The sequence below is a fragment of the Haladaptatus cibarius D43 genome, assembly GCF_000710615.1.
GTDB lineage: Archaea > Halobacteriota > Halobacteria > Halobacteriales > Haladaptataceae > Haladaptatus > Haladaptatus cibarius.
This window is the reverse complement of the sequence record NZ_JDTH01000002.1, coordinates 250,831-270,137: the sequence shown is the minus strand read 5'-3', so window position 1 is coordinate 270,137 and position 19,307 is coordinate 250,831. Positions and strand designations below refer to the sequence as shown.

Here is a 19,307-nt window from a genome sequence, read left to right as displayed (position 1 = left end):
CCATTTCGTTCGACAGACGGTGCGTTTACAACTATCCAGACAGAGGTACCGTGTACCACGATTCTCCCAGCATATTCGTCGGGTTTAAGGAAATCTATTACCAAGATTCATCTAATGTCGAGTATAGAGTTGACGCCAAGTCAGGAGACGATACTGACGGCACTCGTAAACCTCCACAGAGAAGCCGAAGATGCGGTCAAAGGCGAGGACATCGCCGAAGAAGTAGACCGCAACCCTGGTACGATTCGAAATCAGATGCAGAGCCTCAAGGCCCTCCAACTTGTCGAAGGTGTCCCCGGGCCGAAAGGTGGCTACAAACCGACGGCAACCGCCTTCGAAGCGCTCGACATCCAGCAGTTGGACAGCGCCGCCGAGGTTCCGCTCCGGCAGAACGGCGAGGTAGTAGAAGAGGGTAACGTCGAAGAGATCGACTTAAACAGCGTTCACCACCCCGAACTCTGTCGCGCCGAGATTCACCTTCGTGGGTCGGTTCGTGATTTCCACGAGGGCGACGAAGTGACGGTCGGGCCGACGCCCCTCTCGAAACTCGTCGTGAAAGGCATCGTTGACGGAAAAGACGACACCCGAAACATCCTCATCCTGAAACTGTCGGGAATGGAAGCGCCCGCCGAACAGTCGGACCACTAACTCCCCGCACGGTTCGTCTTCGAATTTCGACGCTCGCGCGCTTGCCGCCCGATGTCAAAAGCTATTATCGGAAGACGGTCGTATGAACAGTACAGGCATAGCCTCGCAATCGAACGACAGCAGTTAGAACCGATGACAACTCAAACCTCCGTTCCACCGGGAGCATCGACCCACGAGTGTTCGTACTGTGGCCAACCGTTTAGCCACGAGGAGTACCTCATCCTCCACCGCGGACTGGAACACGGCAACGAACTGACCGACGACGAAGTGAGTGCCTTCCACGAGGCCTACGAGGAGGAAACCGAAGAGATGCGACTGTTCCGTCTCAAGGTGCTCGCAGTGCTCGTTCTGGTGTATTTCGGATTTCTGTTCACCTACTCCATCGTAGCGTAGTCGAATGCGGCGTGGCTGAATCGACGGTAGCCGAATCGACTGGCGAGCGACGGGCCGCGAGCAGTCGGTCGCAAACCGGTTGTCACCCGCCGAAAACCGATGGCCTCCAACTAGTTCCCCGATGGGGTTACGGTCATGGCCGCCGTTTCTGTTGCTATGCCGTCGATTCGTCCCGCCACCGAAGCCGACGCGAAATCGATTCTCGACCTTCACGTCGCCTCGATTCGAGAATTCGGCTCCGAACGCTATCGTAACGAACAGGTCGAAGCGTGGGCGACCAAACCGCTCGGGAGTGCGCCGTACCGGGAATCGGTACGGAACGAGTTCGAACACATCGTCGTCGCGGAGGTAGACGGCCAAATCGCCGGATTTGGCCGTCTCGACTACGGAAACGCCGTCGTCGATGCCGTGTACGTTCACCCCGACTTCGGCCGCGACGGGGTCGGCTCTGCACTGCTCTCCCACCTCGAATCGAAGGCGGTGGCGAAAAACATCGACTCGCTCTCGCTCCGCGCTTCGCTGAACGCCGTTCCCTTCTACGAACAGGCTGGATACGAGCGGGTCGAGACGATTTCTCACGAGACGACGGGTGGCGTCGAACTCGCCTGTGTCGAGATGACGAAAGATCTGTAACTTCGAAAACCAGCAGTGACGCCGATTTCGACCGGGAAACCAAAAGACACGAAACCCTCCGGCGTCTCGGATGACGTATGAGCAATTATCTCGTTGCGATGGAAGCGGCATGGTTGGTACGCGACGTCGGCGACATCGACGACGCAATCGGCGTTGCGGTCAGCGAAGCGGGCAAACGACTGAACCAGAAGAACATGGACTACGTCGAAGTCGAAGTCGGCGCGACGGGATGTCCGGCCTGTGGCGAACCGTTCGATTCGGCGTTCATCGCGGCCCACACCGCACTCGTCGGCCTCGTCCTCGAAATGAAAGTGTTCAACGCCGACAGCGAGGAACACGCCCAACGAATCGCCAAAAGCGAAATCGGCGGCGCGCTCCGCGACGTCCCGCTTTCGGTGGTCGAAACCATCGAGTTCGAGGACGAAGACGACATCGACTTCGGTGCCGCCGAATAGTCGAACGATTTATCGCATAACCGGTAGTAATTCGGCGTATGGAACTCCCGACACCCCAAGACCTCCGGGAACGCAGAACCGACCTCGGTCTGACTCAAAGCGAATTGGCGAACCGGGCAGGCGTCTCACAGCCGCTCATCGCCCGAATCGAAGGCGGCGATGTTGACCCTCGACTCTCGACGCTCCGGCGAATCGTCAACGCGTTGGAGGAGTCCGAGGGCGACATCGTCCGGGCGAGCGACCTGATGCACGAAGACGTGGTTCACGTTGCGCCGACCGACCCGGTCAGCGCGGCGGTAAAGAAGATGCAGGACGCGGGCTACTCCCAACTCGCGGTCATCAAAGACGGTGTCCCCGTCGGCTCCATCAGTGAAAGCGACCTCGTTCACGTCGATGAAGACGCGCGGGACGAAGATGTCCGCGAGTTCATGAGCGAGAGTTTCCCGACCGTTTCGAAGTCGGCAACGTTGAACGAACTCAGCAATCTGCTCGACCACTACAAGGCAGTGATGGTAACCCAAGAAGGCGAAACCGTCGGTATCGTCACCGAGGCCGACATTACGGCGCGACTGTCGTAATTCGAAGCACGGGTGTCGCGGTTTCGGTTACAGTTTCTTTTTTTTGATTGTGTTTTGATAGCATGACAGCAGCGACGCATCACGAGTGACCTATCCATTGATATGCTCTACGGTCTTATCACGCCACCGGAAACGCGAGACGCAGTGCTTCGACTTGCAGCCGGATTTTTGGGTGCGCCTCTGCTTCTCGTCCTGGCTGGATTCGTTGGAAATCCACTGGAAAGCGTTCTGTGGATTCTCGCCATCGTCGTGGATTACGGTGTCGCGCGCTTCCGCGGCGTCGAGGGGTTTTACGTCCGAGCCAGCCACTTCGTGGAGCGCCACTGACTCATCATCATCATCGCATTGGGCGAGTCAATCGTGGCGATTGGCGTCGGCGCGACCAATCTCACTCTCGACGCGGACGGCGTCCTCGCCGTCTTTTCTGGATTCGTCCTCATCGCAACGCTGTGGTGGCTGTATTTCGACTACATCACGCTCGCCGCCGAACGGCGACTCGCCTCGACGCACGGCCACGAGCGCGCGGTGTTGGCGCGGGATTCGTACAGCTACATCCACTTGCTGATGATTGGCGGCATCGTTTTCATCGCCCTCGGCATCGAGCAGACGCTCGCACACGTGAGCGACCCGCTTCGCCTTATCCCCGCCGTCGCGCTCTGTGGCGGCGGAACGCTCTATCTCACCGGACACAACGCCTATCGATACCGTGACCACGGCAGTATCAGCGTCCCGCGCACGATTGCGGCGGTCGCTTCGAGTCTGCTGATTCCGCTGGCTGTGGTTGTTCCTGCTCTCTACGCACTGGCCAGTTTGACGGTGCTGTTCGTCGCGCTCGCGGTATTCGAAACGGCGTATTCGGAGTATCGCCGCGAATTTCGAATTTAACAGATAGCGTAGGTCGCGTCGATGGAACCCTCCTCGGTGATAATGAGATCCACGTCGCCATAGCATTCGTTCGTACTAATCGAAACGCAACCCCGCGACTGTGATTCGGTCGCGTCCGAGTCGCTGGCTGTCGTCTGTTTCGTTTCCGACTGATTCCCGGTCGTCGTTCGCGTTCCTGCCGATTCGACGAACTCGGCACAGATACTGAAACCTTCGACACCCTCCGGATTCGCGTCTTTTAGATTGTACAGCGTCCGGCGAACGCCACCGCACCCGATGTCATAACGCTCGTCGAAAACCGTTTCGTCGGTCGCTCTCCTGACGACACGGACACGGACGGTCTGCTGTTCGTCACCGCGATTCCACAGAGAAATGGAGTGATCCGGATTCGGTTCCTTCGACGCTTTGACCCACCAGTCGCCCAGCGTCGTTTCTTCAGTTGTTGTTTCGCTCGTCGCTTTCGTGGTGGTTGCGGTTTGGGTCGGTTCAGTCTGGGGTGGTGTCGTAGTTGTCTTTCCACCGAGGTCACTCACACACCCGGCAGTCGAAACAACAGCGCCAACCACCGCGAGAATCGAACGACGATTCCAATCAGTCATACTGCCGAATGTCCTCTCACCGAGAATAAGTTTTCTGCGTCTCAGTCGTTCAGATACTCGACCGACTCCGTCTGCACGCGCCGAATGTCACACCAGCCACACTCGCATTTTGCCCAGATTATCTGCCGTGCTTCCTCCCCTTCGACTCGCACCGCAGAACCAGTCCGGAGCGTGTGGTTTTTCGCCGTTCCGTCGGCCTTCGGACACCGACCTCTCGAAATGTGCACTTCTTGGAGGGCCATGTGAGACGGAACAAGTTGGAATAGTATAATGTTATTGTAGATTTAAAACAATAATAAAATTTCTATATACTCGGCGACGATGGAGTCGGAATCGTTCGGCCACATCAAAGTCGGTAAAAACCGGTATCAGCTATTCCAGACTCAGGCCACGGATTTCGACGGTTTCGCCCTGCGAAACCGTCCCGATAATTTCCCCGTCAGTTTCTTCGGCCAACGATTCGGCTTCCGACTCGGGCAGGGCGACGACGAACCCGGTTCCCATGTTGAAGGTTCGGTGCATCTCCTCGTCCGAGACGTTGCCCTCCGATTGGATGAACTCGAAAACGGACTGTGCCGGGAAGGGGTCGGTGATTTCGTAGCGATAGTCGCCCATTCGAAGGAGGTTCGTCCATCCGCCGCCGGTAACGTGGGCCGCAGCGTGAACGTCACGTGCGCGGAGTTCGGGAAGGAGATAGGTGTAGAGGCGCGTCGGTTCGAGGAGCCGTTCGCCAACAGTCCCCTCGCCAAGCGGGAAGTCGTCCGTGTAGTCGTGATTTTTCGTCGCCGCCTTTCGGGCCAGCGTCAGGCCATTGGAGTGGACGCCGCTGGATTCGAAGCCGACCAGCACGTCGCCGACTTCCGCCTCCCCGGGGAAGATGGCGTCTTTCGGTGCGAGTCCGGCGCAGGCACCCGCGAGGTCGAGGCCGGAAATCACGTCGGGCATGACCGCGGTTTCTCCGCCGACGAGAGCCATGTTCGCTTCGTTTGCTCCTGCGGACAGTCCTTCGCCGACCTGTTTCGAGAACTCCTCGCTCGGTTCGTCTACTGCCAAATAGTCCACGAAGGCGACGGGTTCGACGCCGCTCGCCACGAGGTCGTTCGCGTTCATGGCGATGCAGTCGATGCCGACGGTCGAGTAGTCTCCCAACGCTTCCGCGACGAGCAGTTTCGTCCCGACGCCGTCGGTCGCCAGCGCGAGATACTGGTCGCCGATGTCGAGCAAGCCTGCGTAGTCGGTCGTGTTGTCGATGTCCGAGACTGCGCCGACGAGGGCCGCCGTCGCCGCTTCGCTGGCATCGATGTCGACACCCGCATCCGCGTAGGTCAGTTCCGCTTCCTCCTCGCGTTTCTCCTCATCGCGTTCCGCCTCCTCGCTCATGGTGGAATCCGCGCACTGGGTGAGTAAAGGTGTGCCGTTCTGAAATCCCGATCTGCGAAAAGTCAGAACCGCGGGAATCCCATGCCGAACAGCGCGAACACCGCGAGAACGGCAAACGGAACGAACGTTCCGACGAAGACGATTGTACTCCAACTCTGGACTTTCTTTCCGTCGAGCGGCCCCCACGGAAGCATGTTGAATCCCGCGAGCAGGAAGTTAATCTGCACGCCGAGGTGGCCGACGAGGGCGATGAACGTGCTACTATCCTGTGTCAAAAAGTAAATCGGGAAGAACACGGCACCGAGCACGACGTTCGTCACCGGGCCAGCCAGCGCGATGAGTCCGTTCTCCCGCTCCGTCGCCATCCCGCGGTGGTACACCGCGCCGGGCGCGGCGAACAGGAACCCAGCGAGCGCGCTGGCGATGGCGAGAAACAGCATGCCGTAATCGGCGCGGAACTCCGCGACTTGGCCGAACCGAATTGCTACCACCTTGTGCGCGAGTTCGTGCAGAAGGAATCCGACACCCGCCGTGAGAAGCGAAATACCGAGCGCCCTGACGAACGTTCCGGGCGAAGCGCCGCCGCCGGGTTGCAGCAACGATTGCACCAGACTCGGCTGGAGAAACAGGGCGAATGCGATACCAAGTGCGACCCACGCGATGAGCAGGTCACGAATTTCGTGTGTGCTAAATCGAACGTTCATGTTAGTGTCTCCCAGATGATGTCCGCGCTATTTTGTGCGCCCTGTACCATGAGTCGGGTGATTTCCTCCACGCCGCCGATTTCGGGACCGAGAATCGGGAGGACGACGAACGGAAAGAGGAAGGTCGCAATCATGCTCCCGATGTTCGTCATGGCGACGACGGCGATAAGCCGGAACAGGGGCACGTCCAGCATCCGGGACATGATGTCCGCGAGCGGGCTTTCCTCGTCGCTCATGATTTCGTTCAGTTGGGCGATGTCCGCGACGTTCACGGTGGTGTATTTGAGTTCCATGTAACCCGCGAACCACCCCGGTGCGAGAAGCGGGTTGATGCTCGTCAGCCACGCGATTGCCCCGCCGACGAGGGCGCTTACCCAGTGAGCGCCCGCGAGTTTCGCCAGCGAGAACGAGAAGATGCCGTTGAACAGGAACCACGCGGCGAACACCTTGATGAGGAACTCGTTACGAACGCCTGCCATCGCCAACAAGATGAAGAAGGCGAGGAAGACGACGGTGACGAGGTAGCCGAATATTTTGAAGAAAGAAAACCGGCGTCCCGATTCGGTGCCCACCAACGACTCCATCGGCGGCAGGCTGCTCGGATTTCGGAGATAGCCCTCGATTCCGGCTTGGTGGCCCGCGCCAACGACAGCGACGACGTGGTGGCCTGCCTCTCGAAGCGCAACGAGTCGGTGTGCGATGAAGGCGTCACGCTCGTCGATGAGGGCTTCCGCCCCGCCGGGCGAGAAACGACGGAACTCCTCCATCATCGCGGTTACGACGTCCCCATCGGTGAGGTCTTCGATGTCGAACTCCTCGTCCAACTCGTCTTCCGCGACCGTACCGCTACCGACGACGACACCGCCGGCGAGTCCGAGGATGAGTCCTGCTCCGACGCCGACGACGAGGGACGAGAACAGGCGAATCGAAACCGAACCGATGGTTTCGAGGATTCCCACGTCGAGGACGGGAACCGAGCTCGCTGCGATGAGTCCTGTCCCGAGCGCAATTCCGCCGGTAATCCCGAGCAGAAGTCCGCCGCCGAGGGCGATTTCGTACCGTCTCGTCAGGCCGAACGAGAGGACGAGGGAACCGAGGACGAGTCCCGCAACCGTTCCGCTCGCAAGCGAACCGACGAGTTGGAACGCGCCCGCTCCCGCGCCGAGTGTTAGCGCCTCACTGAGGCCGAGAATCGGCGCGACGAACAGACCGAAAATCATGGCGAAGAAGACGCCAGCCATCGCTCCGCCGACTATCCCGAGGGTAATCGGGTCTGTGACACCGAGGGCGAGACTGCCGACCATCCGCATCTTCTCGCGGAAGGTCATCCGCGCCCAGAACCGCTGGATGGTCATCTGAATGTCGCGGTCTACCAGCGCAACGTCGCTCCCGGTTCGTTCGGCCACCTCGATGGCGGCTTTCATGTCCGCGCCGGGTTGAATGTCGAACTCTTCCCCCATTCGGGCCTGCACATACGAGAGCATCCAGTACGCGAGAAACTGAAAGACGGTGTTGCCGTGGAGCAAATCAGACGGGTCTAAGTCGTCGGCCATCTCGCCCTGCATCTGCCGGTAGCGCCCCTCATCGAGTTCGACAGCGACCGTGTCCGGTTGTTCCTCTTCGACGGCCTCTTCGACTCGTTCGACGCTTTTCGCAGAAACGTGGGCAGTCCCGACGACTCGCACGCTCCCCTCGCCATCAAGCGACGGCGGTGGGTCCTGTTCGGTCATCAGTGACGCTACTCACCCTCCGTTTTTACCGTTATCGGTGACGCGGCAATTTTTTCACGAGAGCAATTGGACATGATATTTCATAGAAACGTGTGGATTTGGCTTTTGGGATACTCGTGTTGATTCGTGAATGCGGTTGTGACACAGGCGACAGTCGCCACGCTATTGAGAGTTGTGACAAAGGAGTGGAGAGAGGAGGTCACAACGAAGACTAATTTGCGCTGTTTCGATAGGGAGGGTCGAGTCACGATTAGGTCTGAGCATCATCGGGTTTTTGCGGGCCAGACCAAAAGAGTGTGAACCAGTAAACAATTTTGCTCGGGTTCTCTCCCCTTTGAATCGTAATGAGTTCCCATTCGAGCAGAACTTTCATCGTTAAAAATAACGCGACGACTCTGAATCCACTGTACATTGGTACGTCGAAAAAGGCGATAAAAGGGTGCTGTGAGAATGATCACGACGTGTGTGAAAATTATTGTAACAAACCAATACAATCCAATCCGAATTGGAATCTCTGTCAGTTCGGGTGCTGAAAAGCGTTCGTACTGTTCTTGTCCAAAGAAATCACGGCAAATAAGCGCACATAACAGTCCGAAAATCAACACTGCAATTATAATTGCCTCAAAAGAGGCAGCAGCAGTGACAACATCTACGTAGCTTTCGACGGGTGTATTGGGACCTCCCTCAATCAGAGGGTCAAGGTCGGACAAATCAGTAAATAGTGTTCCAACAACTTGCCAAAATGCCAGTCCGAACAAGAGAGGCCACGCTATAAACTGAATGTTTCAGTAATTGATTGGCGGGAGCCAGTTGACTATCTGTGTCCAGCCAGAACGCGTAGAAACGAATGGAATGAGCACTGCTCGTGGACTGTACTCATTTAGTCTGGGTTCTTTCGTTGCAAACGCGATAAATCCGCTGTAGAGCACAATAACCAGTATGTTTTGAATCAGGTAGACGAACAGTAACTCACCGTTCTCCCAGTCAAAGATAGTCGCAAAAGGAATTAGCAGTAGATTGACCAGAACGATACACAGGACAGACGGGAGATTGCCCGGATTTCTTCCATTCATCATAGACGACACTTCCAGATTCCGTATCCACAATCACGGCTAAACACGTACCCAACACTCCCCGACAATCAAAATTTCCAAGTTACTCAGCAGAGCGGACGAGGACGCGACCGTGGCTTTTCACGACGACTTCGTGTTCCTCGATGAGGAACGATATTTCGCCCGTAACGGCGCGATGCTGGCCGTTTCCGCGGGGGCCGAAAATCGATTCGAGGGCATCGACATCGACGGCGTTGTGGAGTGGCGGGAGGTCTTCGGGGGATTGTCCGGTCGCCGACGCGAGTGTTTCGACGATGGTATGGACGAGTGTCATTTCGCCGCCCCACGAATATTGGGCCGAGGCGACTGGTTCTGGTTCTTCTCGTAGCACGGTTTGGTTCACGCTCATCGGGAGTACCACAGGAGTTCCTATCCAACTATGCGTTCAATAGTTGAGTCTTTAAGTAGGAGTGGGGTTCTGTGTGAAAAATATCACTATCGCTCGCGTTCGATAGTAGCGAGCAGGCCACGAAACTCTCGCGGAACGGTAGCGAATTCCACGGATTCGCGTTCTCGATTCCAGTGAACAAGTCCGAGTGCATCCAACATCGGCAGATGAACGTGGACGAGCGACATGCGTGCCTGCTCGGTGTCTTCGTCTATCGTGCGTGCGAGTTCGGACAGCGAGATTGGGCCGTTTTTCGTCCGCAGGACGACCAGCGTTTCTCGGCGCATCTGGTCGGAACAAGCTCTAAAAAGCCCGTTCAGGGAGGACGAAGCGGTCGTTTTGAGCCGATTCGCGTCAGCGTCGGTTTCAGGGAGTGTGTCGGATGGCACGGTAGAAACCATCCACCGGACGGCATTGAGCGATAGGGCTAAACGATTAGCCCCGGTTGTCGGCGTCGAAAATCGTCGAGAGCAGTTTTTGCTCCGCGAGGCGGAGATGCTTGTGCAGAGTCGGCGGAGCGATGTCGAGCGATTCGGCCAGTTCCTCGCCGGTACTCTCGCGGGGCCAGTCGAAGTAGCCGCTGCGATAGGCCGCAACGAGAACCGTTCGTTGGCGGTCGGTCAATCCCTCGTCCAAGGTATCCCGAAACTCCGCGCGCGTTTCGACCGGTCGTTCGACGGTTCGTCGGGAAACGAGTTCCGCGGTGTCGAAAACCTCGCCGAGCAAATCGACGATTTGGCGAACGTCCCCCGTTTCCGGCAGGTCGATCTGAACGTGGGAAACGCCATCCTCCGCGACGGCGGATTTGATGACGCCGCCGTGGTGTGAGAGCGACCGAAGAACCATCGGTTCGCCGTACCGGATTTCGAGCGAGCATTCATCCTCTCGCGTGCTCAGCACGCGGAGATGCGACACGTCGTCGAACTCCCGACAGAACTCGACTACCTGTTTTGGGTCACTACCCTGTACCGAGACGTACAACAACAGCGAATCGTCCGGGCGCAGTACCGCATCTTCCAACTGGACGGTACACTCCTCTTTCGCCGAGAGGGTGGTAAAGACGTACTCCTCGTCCGCGAGCCGAAATTCCAGTTCGATGACTCGCTCTCCAACGAGTGCCTGCTGCGTTTTCACCGCGAACAGCGCGTAGCCGACCAGTTCTGCGAGTTCCGAGAGCAGTTCGCGCTCCGGTTCATCGAATGCGTACGGTCTGTCCGAGTAGACCGCGAGTACCCCGTAAACGGTTTGTTCGTGGGCAAGCGGAACCGCCGCAAGCGATTTGAAGCCACACTTCGACGCCGGGTCACTCCAATCGTATTCGCCCCCGTCGATGTCCTGTACCGCCTGTATGTTTCGGGTTTTGACTGCCTTCGCACCCGGCCCTTCGGAAACGTCGAGGTTCGCCTCTCGGAGATATCCGACGTACTCCTCGCGTTCTCCTGCCCACGTCTGCGGCGTTAGCTCCTCGAACTGCGGGTCGAAACGGACGATGAGGGCGAATAGATACGGTTCCGCATCGGCGAGTCGGTCACACACCGACTGCTCGATTTCGTCGGCGGTTTCGGCCCGAACGACCGCGCGGTCGATGCTTCGGATGACGGCATTGATACGGCGTAGTCGTTCCAATTCGACGTGTTGTGCTTTTAGCTCCGCGTTCTGCGACACGTCACGAGCGACGCCGACGATACCAGCGGTTTTGGCGACTGAACCATCCTCCGACTGCACGACCGAAAATCGGAGTTCACAGGGAACGGACTCTCCATCTGCGGTGTGAACGGAGACAGCTACGGTTCGAATTTCGTCGCCCTTCGACAGTGGGGCTTCGATTTCGGCGTCGAATCGCGCTGTATCCTCGTCGCCGAACAGCAGCGAAAACGGCGAACCGATGAGTTCGTCGCGGGCGTATCCCGTCAACCCAACCATGGCGTCGTTGGTTGACAAAAAATTGCCATCCACATCGAGTTGATACACTCCGTCTCCGACGACCGAGATGACGGCGTCGTCGGAGAGTAATCTGTTTCCCACCTCCCGACTCATGCTGATAAATCGGTAGCGAAGATGATAACGCTGACGCGCCGACCGAACCGTGACCAACTAAATAGGCCTGCCGACAATCACCGGACATGGCAGACACCGCGACGCTGATGGACTCGTACACCGAGATGACCGAACTGCTCCTGCCGAACGACACCAACAACCTCGGGCGGGCACTCGGTGGTGCAGTGCTCCACTGGATGGACATCTGCGGTGCGATTGCGGCGATGCGATTCTGCGGCAATCAGTGCGTGACGGCGTCGATGGACCACGTCGATTTCATCTCGCCAATCGACCTCGGCGAAGTCGCCGTCGTGGAGGCGTTCGTCTTCGACACGGGGCGAACTAGCATCGACGTGAAGGTGAACGTCCGCGCCGAAGACCCGAAAAAAGGCGAAGAGCGCGAAACGACCACCTCGTTTTTCACCTTCGTCGCGCTGGATGAGTCGGGCACGCCAACGCCAGTCCCCGAACTGAATTGCCCCGACGACACGCAGGAGGCGCTCCGCGATTCGGCCCGAACCGAGCGAATCGAGCAACTGCGCGCCGTCGCCGAGCGAATCGACTAATCGGAGTCGCCCTCGTCAATCCTCTCGAAACGACTCGATTTCCGCGCTGTAGTCGATTTTCATCGCCGGAACGTCGGTGAACCACCGCGCCTCGTAAATCGTTTCGTCTTCCACTCCGAGGTCGTCGCCGATTTCCGTGTCGCTCGCAGTCGCGCCGAACAGGACGAAGTTACCCGCGATTTCCTCGTCAGCATGGCTGAATCGCTGACGTTCGACTAAAAGCGGCCGGTCGAGTTCGACCGATACCCCGGTTTCCTCCTCGATTTCCCTGACGACCGCCTCGGCGGGCGTCTCGTTCGTTTCGACCGTCCCACCCGGAATTATCCAGCCGCCGCTCCATCCGTTTTCGACCAACAGCACGCGACCGTCGTCGTCGGTTACAACCGCGCCAACCCACTGGTCGTATCCCGATTCGATGGTTTCGACCACTGTGGCGAAGTTCTCCGCGGGAAGAGAAAACGAACGTTTTCCCTCCCGAACGTCGTCTCGGCGTCGAATGTCGGCGAGTCGGCTCACGCCCGCAGTTCGTGTCGGAAAGCAAAAATATGTGCGGTTTAGCTGTCGTTCGAAACGGTGCGCTCGTCGGAATCATCCTTCGGCACCGTCTCATCCGGAGTTGGTTCCGCCGGACTCGTCACGTCCGGTTTTTCCGGCTCTGCTGGGCTGGTAATTTCAGGTTTTTCCGGTTCTGCTGGACTCGTTATTTTCGGTTCCTCCGGCTCCTTCGGAGTGGTCTTTTTCGCCGTCGTTTCCTTCGGAGTCGTTTCCTTGGTTGTCGTCTTTTTTACGGTCGTTTCCTTGACCGTGGTTTTCTTCACCGTCGTCTCTTTGGGGGTCGTTTTCTTCACCGTCGTCTCTTTGGGGGTCGTTTTCTTCGGAGTCGTCTCCTTTGGAGTTGTTTTTGCCACCGTCGTCTCCTTGGCCGTGGTTTCTTTCGGTGTCGTTTGCTTCGCCGTCGTTTCAGCCGGAGTTGTCTCTTTGACTGTCGTCGGTTTCGGCGTGGTCGTTTTCGTCACTTTCGCCGTGGTTTCTTTGGCGGTCGTTTCCTGCGGCGTGGTCTGCTTTGCAGTGGTCTTCTTCGCAGTCGTCTGCTTTTCGGTTGGTGTTGCCTTGGTAGTCGTCGTTTCAGTCGCTTTCGCCGTGGTTTCTGTCTCCTTTGCAGTCGTCTTTTTGACTGTCGTTTCGGTTTCCTTGACTGTCGTTTCGGTTGCCTTCGCAGTCGTCTCCTTTGTCGTTTTCGTCGGTTTAGCTGTAGTCTGCGTCTCCGTGGCCGTCGGTTCCGCAGCGGCCGTCGTTTTGGCCGTGGTCGTCGCCGTTTCGGTTTCTGTTGCTGTCGCGGTTTCGGTCGCTGTCACGGTTTCCGTCGTCTCTCCCGCAAACTCGAAATCCGTGACGAGGATGAGTTCGAACGGGTTGTCCTGCCCGGCCTCGGGTGCCTCCGCGGGGTTGATGTAACCCGCCGCGAACGCGGAGTTGGCCGTGTTCTCGTCCAACGTCACGTTGAACGTAGCCACGACTTCGCCCGAATCGTCGGCGGTGGCTGGCCGAACTTCGAGCGCGTACTCACCCGCCGGAACTTCCGCGTATTCCGTGGCGTTACCGAACGAAACGTCGTCGAAGAGCGTCGTGTTTGTCTCCGCGACCGTCACGTCAACCGGCGGTGCATCGGGCGACGCGTGGACGAGTCGCACCGAGGCGTTACCCGGTTCGGGCGCGGTGAAGTCATCTTCGAGAACCGTAACGTCGAACGGATTTTCGGAATGTTCCGAAATTTCACCGAGTGCAACGGCGGTGTAGTTAGTGTCGGCGTCGAACGTCACGTTCTCCGAGAAGACGACCGTGCTCGGGTCGCCCGCGGCGGTCACCGTAACGTTGTGTTCGCCAGCAGGAAGGCTGGCGTAGTCGGTGACATTGCCATACGAAAGGTTCGAAATCGCCGTTTCACCGTCGATGAGTACGTCAACCGGTGGTGCATCCGGCGACATGTGGGCGACGCGAACCTGTGCGTCGCCGTCCGATTCATCGTCGGTCGTATCCTGTCCCGCCATCGCCCCCATTCCGGCGACGGCGACACTGACTGCGAGTATCAGCGTCATCAGTACAACTGTAACCGTTCGCGTTGTCTGTGTACCTCTCATTCCTCGCGTATCGTCGGCTACCGTCGCTATAAATGGCTCAGACGGTTCAGCGCGTAACGACCGCCGTCACCCCCGGTAACGCCCGTTTCGGTCGGATTGTCACCTCGCTTTCCCGTCGAAATCGGCGGGTAACGCGCCGACCTGTCGTCCGTGAGAACCCTTATCCGAACCCCTCCCGTAGCCCGGTTCATGGGACTCGACGTGCAAGCCCCGGACGCGCCGACATTGCGCTCCGAGGCGGACGTGCAGGAGTACGACGACGTGTCGGTGCAGGGTGAGACGAACTACCGACGGGAGGAACTGGAGACGTTTCTCCACGAAGGCGCGTGGGAGGAGTCGTTCAACCAGTGGGCAGAACACACCGAGTTAGAAGAGCGCGAGTTCGAAACCGCACTCGATTTGAATCTCTTCAACGAGTTCGATTTCTTCTGGGACGACTTCGCCGACCGTGTCGGCTATCACGCACCCGGGATTCCGGAGGATTGGAAAGAACGCGAAATCCACCCCGACATCGATTCGTGGAACGCAGTGTCGTCCATCAACGCTTCGCTGACCGAACTCGGACAGGTCATCTGTGACGTGCTGGAAGCGGACTACGTCGATTGGGAGGCCGAGTTCGAAGCGCCCGACGATTTGCCGGACTTCGGCGACTAACTACCGGAAAATAACGCCTTCCGTTTTCCCATCGAGAACGACTTCTCCATCCTCGTTTCGGCAGACAAACGAGGCGACCATCTCGTGACGATTTTCGCGCGATTCGAACGATTCCGCCGTCGATTCGCAGGTGATTTCCTCGCCGACGTACACCGGCCTGTGAAATTCGAACGACATTGACCGGGCGATGTAATCCATGTCGCCGCCGATTTTCGTCGGTAGCGTCGCGGTCAGCAGTCCGTGAACCATCGGATTGTCGCCCTCCTCGTGGTGGCTGCCGCGGTCACCCGAGAGGTCTGCAAACTGCGCAACGTCTTCGTTCGTGAACGTCCGAGAATACGACTTCGTCTCACCTTCCGTCGGTAGCTCTGCCATGTGCGGTGGTTCATGCCGATGGGATTAATCTGTTACCCGAATCGTCGTCATCCAACTCGTTTTCGTTCGCCTCGCGTCGCTCGTCTCACTCACGGAACAGGACGGATTGCTTTATATCGTATTGGTCACACACTTCGCGTATGGTGTCGCCGTTCGGCGGGTGGCCGATTCGGGTCGCAATCCCGCTCGGCCTCCTGCTTTCGATTCTCATCGTCTGGCGCTTAGACCGTCCTCGGGGGGCGTGGGGGAGCGCGCTTCGGAAACGGTTCCTCTTCGGCGTTCCGTGGGGGACGCTGATTTCGGTCGTCGGTGTAACTGCTGTCTATCTGTTCGTACAGGGCGGGTGGAACCACTGGCGAAATCCCGTAACCGTCGCGTTCGCGTCGTGGTCGTACCTCTACCCGAAAGGAATGTTCCTCGGCTCCTTTTCCCACGCTGGGCCGGGCCACCTCATCGGTAACATGACCAGCACGCTCGCCGTCGCACCGCTGGCGGAGTACTTTTTCAGCCACTATCCGACAAAGCAGGGAGAAGAATCCGGCTCGTCGTGGCGGACGAACCCGTGGATTCGGGCGTTCGTGCTGTTTCCGCTCGGCGTTATCATCATCGCGCTCGGAACGAGTATCTTCGCGTGGGGGCCGGTCATCGGCTTTTCCGGCGTCTTCTATGCGTTCATCGGGTTTGCGCTGGTTCGGTATCCACTGGGAACCATCGTGGCGCTGTCCGCGCAGGGACTCATCAACACGCTGTATCTGGCGCTTCGTGAACCGCAAGTAGTCGGCGAGGCGACGAGCACGTTTTCGCGCCCGTGGTGGTTCGGCATCGCCGTACAGGGACACACGCTCGGATTTTTCTTCGGTGCGGTCGCGGGCGTCTACTTGCTCCGACGACGAAACGTACAGTTGAGCGCCCTGCGCGTCTGGGCCGGGAGTTTCGTCCTCCTCATGTCGCTGTCGCTGTGGGCGCTCTGGTGGTATCGCGGCTTGGAAACCTACGTCCTCTTTCGCGGCCTCGGCGTGCTGTTCGTCCTCGCACTTTCGATACTCGTCGTTGTCGCGGTTCGCACGACCGACCGGGAGTCGTTCGGCCCGAACGTCAGACAGGCCGGAACCGTCCTCCTGCTGATTCCGCTCCTCGTCATGGCGGGAGTGGCAATCCCGGTCAACCTCACGTCCGTGGGTGCGGATGCCGTCAGCGACGATTCCGGCGTCGAAGTCGACGGCTACACCGTGATGTACGCGGAAAACGTGCCGAATCAGAAGGTGTCCGTCATCGACGTTTCGCTCGGTGGTGAGACGACGCAGGTGAACACGAGCGGTGTCATCGTCGTCAACGAACACCGGGAAATCTGGTCGCGTGAGGTGTCACAGGGGCAACTCGCGCATTCGGGACAGACGACGGTCAGGGTCGGCGGAATCGGGTGGCAAAAAGCGGTTCACGTGAACCGCGAGGGGTGGAGCGCGACTGGCGGCGAGACCGCCTATCAGGTTTGGTTGCGTCCCACAACTGGCCGCTGGCAACACGAGTTCGCTTCGGACTCCGTGACCGCAACGCCCGTCATCGACGGAAAAGAGGTGTCGATAGTTCCGCAGAACGGCCGGTTCAGTCTCGAACTGGCGGAGAACAATTCGACGGTGGCGAGTGGGTCGCTTCCAGTTCCGAACTCCTCCGTCACGCTTTCCGGTGTGACTTTCGAGCGAACAGACGACAAAATCGTCGCCGTCGCGGACGACACTCGCGTTCAAGTGGCGAAAAAAGAACAGTACGGCGGTTAGAACCGTTCGATTCGTCTCGCCGGTCGATTTCTCTCACCATTCGATTCATATCGTTTCTCGGTTCCTCTCACCACTCGATTCTGAACACTTCGGCGTCGAGAACTTTTTTCTGCTCACGCTGAAACTCGAACTGCCGCGAAAGCGGCAGTTCGGCCCGAAACGCGTGTGTCACCTCGCCACCGGAATCCTCGGCGAAGGCTTCCACGAACGCCATACTTCCCTCGTTGTGAATCGAGTAAGAGACGTCTGCGATGTCCGCCGTCGTCTCCAGAAACGCGCGGTCTGCGTGTTCGTTGCCCGTCTGCGCACCGAATGGTGGGTTCATCAGCACCGTCACGAACGGTGCTGATGAAATTCTTGTAGAGGTGCAGAATGGTGCACGCGTTACGTCCCCCTCAATCCACTCGACGGGCGTTTCCGGCCCGACGCGATGTTCGTTTTCTCGGGCTTGCGCGATTGCACTGGCGTCTCTGTCGATGCCGAGAACGCGCTCGGGGCCGCGGGTCGCAGCCCCGAGCGCGAGCATGCCGGTTCCGGTGCCGAGGTCGAACACCGTCTTCCCGGCGATGTCGTGGTGCACGTCCGCGAGATGAACGAGATGGGCCGCGAGGTCTGCGGGCGTCGGGTACTGTTCCAGTTCGACCTGCGGGTCGGCGAAGTCGGAGACTGCGGAAAGCCGACGTTCCAGCGCGCGTTTCCCCATGCGTGGGTAGACGAAATGGGATGACGTAAGAACGAGGGTTTCGCTTAGGAGTCGAGCGACAGCGGGCCGTCGAGTTCGAGCGTGACGCCTTCACGGCGCGCACGCTCTTTGAGGGCGGCGAGGGAGGGCTTAACTTTCGATTCGTCTTCGACAGCGTCGAACTCGACGGTGACGGTGCCCGCGCCGAGGAAGGCGGCGCTTCGGACGCATTCGCGAATTCTGTCCGCTTCGTCCTGCGTGGCAAACGAGCAGTCCGCGTCGAAGCAGGCGTCAACCGTCACGCCAGCGGGGACGAGATCGTTCGCGTCAAGTTCGCGCTGGAGTTCGCGCAGGTCGGTTCGGGCGCTCGGAAGTGCCGACGCATCGAGCGTCACGGGCGTTTTGTCGGTCGGTCGGCAGCATTCAATCGCGGTTTCGACGGTCGTGGGACGAGTCGCGCTCATACAAACACCATACCCATTAGGAATACAAAAAGGTTTGTGTATGCTTGGTAGTAATCTGGTTGGTGAAACAGGTGTTTCAGTCATCTGAAAGCATTTACCGGGCAGTTACGATGACCACGGTATGAACCGCCGCACAGTCCTCGCCTCGGTTAGTTCAGTTCTGTTTGCTGGCTGTCTCACTGAATCGTCGCCGGGAGGTTCCAGTACGAACGAACCGAACACCTTGACGGCAGGAACGACGCAAACGACGCAGATGGGGGAGACGACGACACACGGAACAACCACCACGCGGTCACCTAACCTCCAAATTCCGGACGAAAATCACTGTCCGCCGTTTGGCGACGACGAAAAACAGGTCATCTGCTACGAGAATGCCGATTCGGAAACGAACCTGCTGATGACGCCATCGAAAGCGCAGGCCGAACTGCCGGAAGATACCGTCTCGTTCACCCTCTCGAACGAGACGGGTACGACATTCACGACCAACAACTACGACTGGGATGTTTGGAAACAGGTCGATTCAGAGTGGTTCTACATCGCGCCGCGAGCGGTTCCGGAACCAGCTATGATGCTCAAATCCGGCGGTTCGCACACGTGGACTCTCACCATCGACAACACGAATCTCGAAGACGCAATCGGCACTACGGGAGGAACTGAAGAGGTTACCCTCGCCGGACTCGGCGGCGGCATCTACGCCTTCGGAATCTCCGGCTGGTTCCAGGGACAGAATTACGACGCGTCAGTCGGTGTCGCCACCCGGTTCGAACTGGTCGGCGATTCGCTGTCGCTCACGCCGACGAACGACCTTACGGAGGTCAATCGGGATGGCGACGAAAAACACGTTCGCGCTAGCGAGACGGATGTGACCTACCGCGCCACGCGCGTCGAAAATCCGGACGAGGAGCCGATGAGAAAGCTTCCCGAACAGGTGATTCGAATCACGCCGATTCGGAATCTGCTCGCGTCGTTCGAAGACGGCGTTTCGCGCGTTCGACTCGACGGGCGCAACACGTACCTCGGCGAGACGCCACAGCATATCGAGTACGAAGGAGTGACCTACAGAATCGAAACCGTCGAAGAGTGACCCTATTTTTCTCCGATACAATTATAT

At 58.4% G+C, this 19,307-nt stretch carries 23 protein-coding genes and 1 pseudogene; 10 read left to right on the top strand and 14 right to left on the bottom strand.

Features of this window, described 5'->3' with window-relative positions:
• Positions 1-114: 114 nt before the first annotated feature.
• The 6 genes and pseudogenes from HL45_RS06595 (at position 115) to HL45_RS06565 (ending at position 3,592) form a co-directional block, all read left to right on the top strand.
• The gene (locus HL45_RS06595) at positions 115-648 is read left to right on the top strand and encodes an Rrf2 family transcriptional regulator (RefSeq protein ID WP_049970352.1); all 534 of its coding nucleotides are present in this window, start codon (positions 115-117) and stop codon (positions 646-648) included.
• 132 nt (positions 649-780) lie between these two features.
• Positions 781-1,041 (top strand): hypothetical protein, encoded by a 261-nt coding sequence (locus tag HL45_RS06590; protein ID WP_049971924.1) that lies wholly within the window; start codon positions 781-783, stop codon positions 1,039-1,041.
• Positions 1,042-1,176: 135 nt separating this feature from the next.
• A complete protein-coding gene (locus HL45_RS06585) occupies positions 1,177-1,674 on the top strand; it encodes a GNAT family N-acetyltransferase (protein ID WP_233274704.1) in 498 nt (165 codons plus the stop codon).
• Positions 1,675-1,751: 77 nt separating this feature from the next.
• The gene (locus HL45_RS06580) at positions 1,752-2,129 is read left to right on the top strand and encodes a DUF555 domain-containing protein (protein WP_049970350.1); all 378 of its coding nucleotides are present in this window, start codon (positions 1,752-1,754) and stop codon (positions 2,127-2,129) included.
• Between the two features lie 38 nt (positions 2,130-2,167).
• On the top strand, positions 2,168-2,707 hold the full coding sequence (locus tag HL45_RS06575; protein ID WP_049970349.1) for a CBS domain-containing protein: 540 nt from the start codon (positions 2,168-2,170) through the stop codon (positions 2,705-2,707).
• A gap of 102 nt (positions 2,708-2,809) precedes the next feature.
• Positions 2,810-3,592 (top strand): annotated as a pseudogene (locus HL45_RS06565) (low temperature requirement protein A).
• Here HL45_RS06565 and HL45_RS06560 read toward each other — a convergent pair.
• From HL45_RS06560 to HL45_RS06520, 9 genes are all read right to left on the bottom strand, one after another.
• Complete coding sequence (locus tag HL45_RS06560; RefSeq protein ID WP_049970346.1) at positions 3,589-4,191, bottom strand: hypothetical protein; 603 nt, start codon at positions 4,189-4,191, stop codon at positions 3,589-3,591. The pseudogene HL45_RS06565 and the gene HL45_RS06560 overlap by 4 nt on opposite strands.
• Before the next feature lie 41 nt (positions 4,192-4,232).
• Complete coding sequence (locus HL45_RS06555) at positions 4,233-4,433, bottom strand: hypothetical protein (RefSeq protein ID WP_049970345.1); 201 nt, start codon at positions 4,431-4,433, stop codon at positions 4,233-4,235.
• Between the two features lie 130 nt (positions 4,434-4,563).
• The gene (gene purM, locus HL45_RS06550) at positions 4,564-5,571 is read right to left on the bottom strand and encodes a phosphoribosylformylglycinamidine cyclo-ligase (RefSeq protein ID WP_049970344.1); all 1,008 of its coding nucleotides are present in this window, start codon (positions 5,569-5,571) and stop codon (positions 4,564-4,566) included.
• A gap of 62 nt (positions 5,572-5,633) precedes the next feature.
• Positions 5,634-6,275, bottom strand: coding sequence for a zinc metalloprotease (locus HL45_RS06545; protein WP_049970343.1), 642 nt, complete (start codon positions 6,273-6,275; stop codon positions 5,634-5,636).
• Complete coding sequence (locus HL45_RS06540) at positions 6,272-8,005, bottom strand: TraB/GumN family protein (protein ID WP_049970342.1); 1,734 nt, start codon at positions 8,003-8,005, stop codon at positions 6,272-6,274. Before HL45_RS06540 ends, HL45_RS06545 begins: the two co-directional genes overlap by 4 nt.
• A 785-nt stretch (positions 8,006-8,790) precedes the next feature.
• The gene (locus HL45_RS21890; RefSeq protein WP_368085937.1) at positions 8,791-9,078 is read right to left on the bottom strand and encodes a DUF6498-containing protein; all 288 of its coding nucleotides are present in this window, start codon (positions 9,076-9,078) and stop codon (positions 8,791-8,793) included.
• 82 nt (positions 9,079-9,160) lie between these two features.
• Positions 9,161-9,466 (bottom strand): HalOD1 output domain-containing protein, encoded by a 306-nt coding sequence (locus HL45_RS06530; protein ID WP_049970340.1) that lies wholly within the window; start codon positions 9,464-9,466, stop codon positions 9,161-9,163.
• A gap of 86 nt (positions 9,467-9,552) precedes the next feature.
• Positions 9,553-9,906, bottom strand: a complete 354-nt coding sequence (locus tag HL45_RS06525; protein WP_049970339.1) for a DUF7344 domain-containing protein — start codon at positions 9,904-9,906, stop codon at positions 9,553-9,555.
• A 34-nt stretch (positions 9,907-9,940) separates the two neighbouring features.
• Positions 9,941-11,542 (bottom strand): bacterio-opsin activator domain-containing protein, encoded by a 1,602-nt coding sequence (locus HL45_RS06520; protein WP_049970338.1) that lies wholly within the window; start codon positions 11,540-11,542, stop codon positions 9,941-9,943.
• Positions 11,543-11,628: 86 nt separating this feature from the next.
• Between HL45_RS06520 and HL45_RS06515 the strand changes: the two genes are divergently transcribed.
• Positions 11,629-12,108, top strand: a complete 480-nt coding sequence (locus tag HL45_RS06515; RefSeq protein WP_049970337.1) for an acyl-CoA thioesterase — start codon at positions 11,629-11,631, stop codon at positions 12,106-12,108.
• 15 nt (positions 12,109-12,123) lie between these two features.
• Here HL45_RS06515 and HL45_RS06510 read toward each other — a convergent pair whose 3' ends face one another.
• Positions 12,124-12,624, bottom strand: coding sequence for an NUDIX domain-containing protein (locus tag HL45_RS06510; protein ID WP_049970336.1), 501 nt, complete (start codon positions 12,622-12,624; stop codon positions 12,124-12,126).
• A 38-nt stretch (positions 12,625-12,662) separates the two neighbouring features.
• A complete protein-coding gene (locus HL45_RS19840) occupies positions 12,663-14,204 on the bottom strand; it encodes a DUF4397 domain-containing protein (protein WP_233274703.1) in 1,542 nt (513 codons plus the stop codon).
• 231 nt (positions 14,205-14,435) lie between these two features.
• Between HL45_RS19840 and HL45_RS06500 the strand changes: the two genes are divergently transcribed.
• Positions 14,436-14,900 (top strand): hypothetical protein, encoded by a 465-nt coding sequence (locus HL45_RS06500; protein WP_049970335.1) that lies wholly within the window; start codon positions 14,436-14,438, stop codon positions 14,898-14,900.
• On the opposite strand, the gene HL45_RS06495 is transcribed toward HL45_RS06500, so the two are convergent.
• Entirely contained in the window at positions 14,901-15,275 is a 375-nt protein-coding gene (locus HL45_RS06495; RefSeq protein ID WP_049970334.1) for an FAS1-like dehydratase domain-containing protein, read from the bottom strand.
• 140 nt (positions 15,276-15,415) lie between these two features.
• Between HL45_RS06495 and HL45_RS06490 the strand changes: the two genes are divergently transcribed.
• Positions 15,416-17,050: a rhomboid family intramembrane serine protease gene (locus HL45_RS06490; RefSeq protein ID WP_049970333.1), complete on the top strand. Its 1,635-nt coding sequence runs from the start codon at positions 15,416-15,418 to the stop codon at positions 17,048-17,050.
• A gap of 67 nt (positions 17,051-17,117) precedes the next feature.
• On the opposite strand, the gene HL45_RS06485 is transcribed toward HL45_RS06490, so the two are convergent.
• The gene (locus HL45_RS06485) at positions 17,118-17,753 is read right to left on the bottom strand and encodes an METTL5 family protein (protein ID WP_049970332.1); all 636 of its coding nucleotides are present in this window, start codon (positions 17,751-17,753) and stop codon (positions 17,118-17,120) included.
• Positions 17,754-17,797: 44 nt separating this feature from the next.
• A complete protein-coding gene (locus HL45_RS06480; protein ID WP_049970331.1) occupies positions 17,798-18,196 on the bottom strand; it encodes an apurinic/apyrimidinic endonuclease family protein in 399 nt (132 codons plus the stop codon).
• Between the two features lie 121 nt (positions 18,197-18,317).
• Between HL45_RS06480 and HL45_RS06475 the strand changes: the two genes are divergently transcribed.
• The gene (locus HL45_RS06475; RefSeq protein ID WP_049970330.1) at positions 18,318-19,280 is read left to right on the top strand and encodes a hypothetical protein; all 963 of its coding nucleotides are present in this window, start codon (positions 18,318-18,320) and stop codon (positions 19,278-19,280) included.
• Positions 19,281-19,307 lie beyond the last annotated feature (27 nt).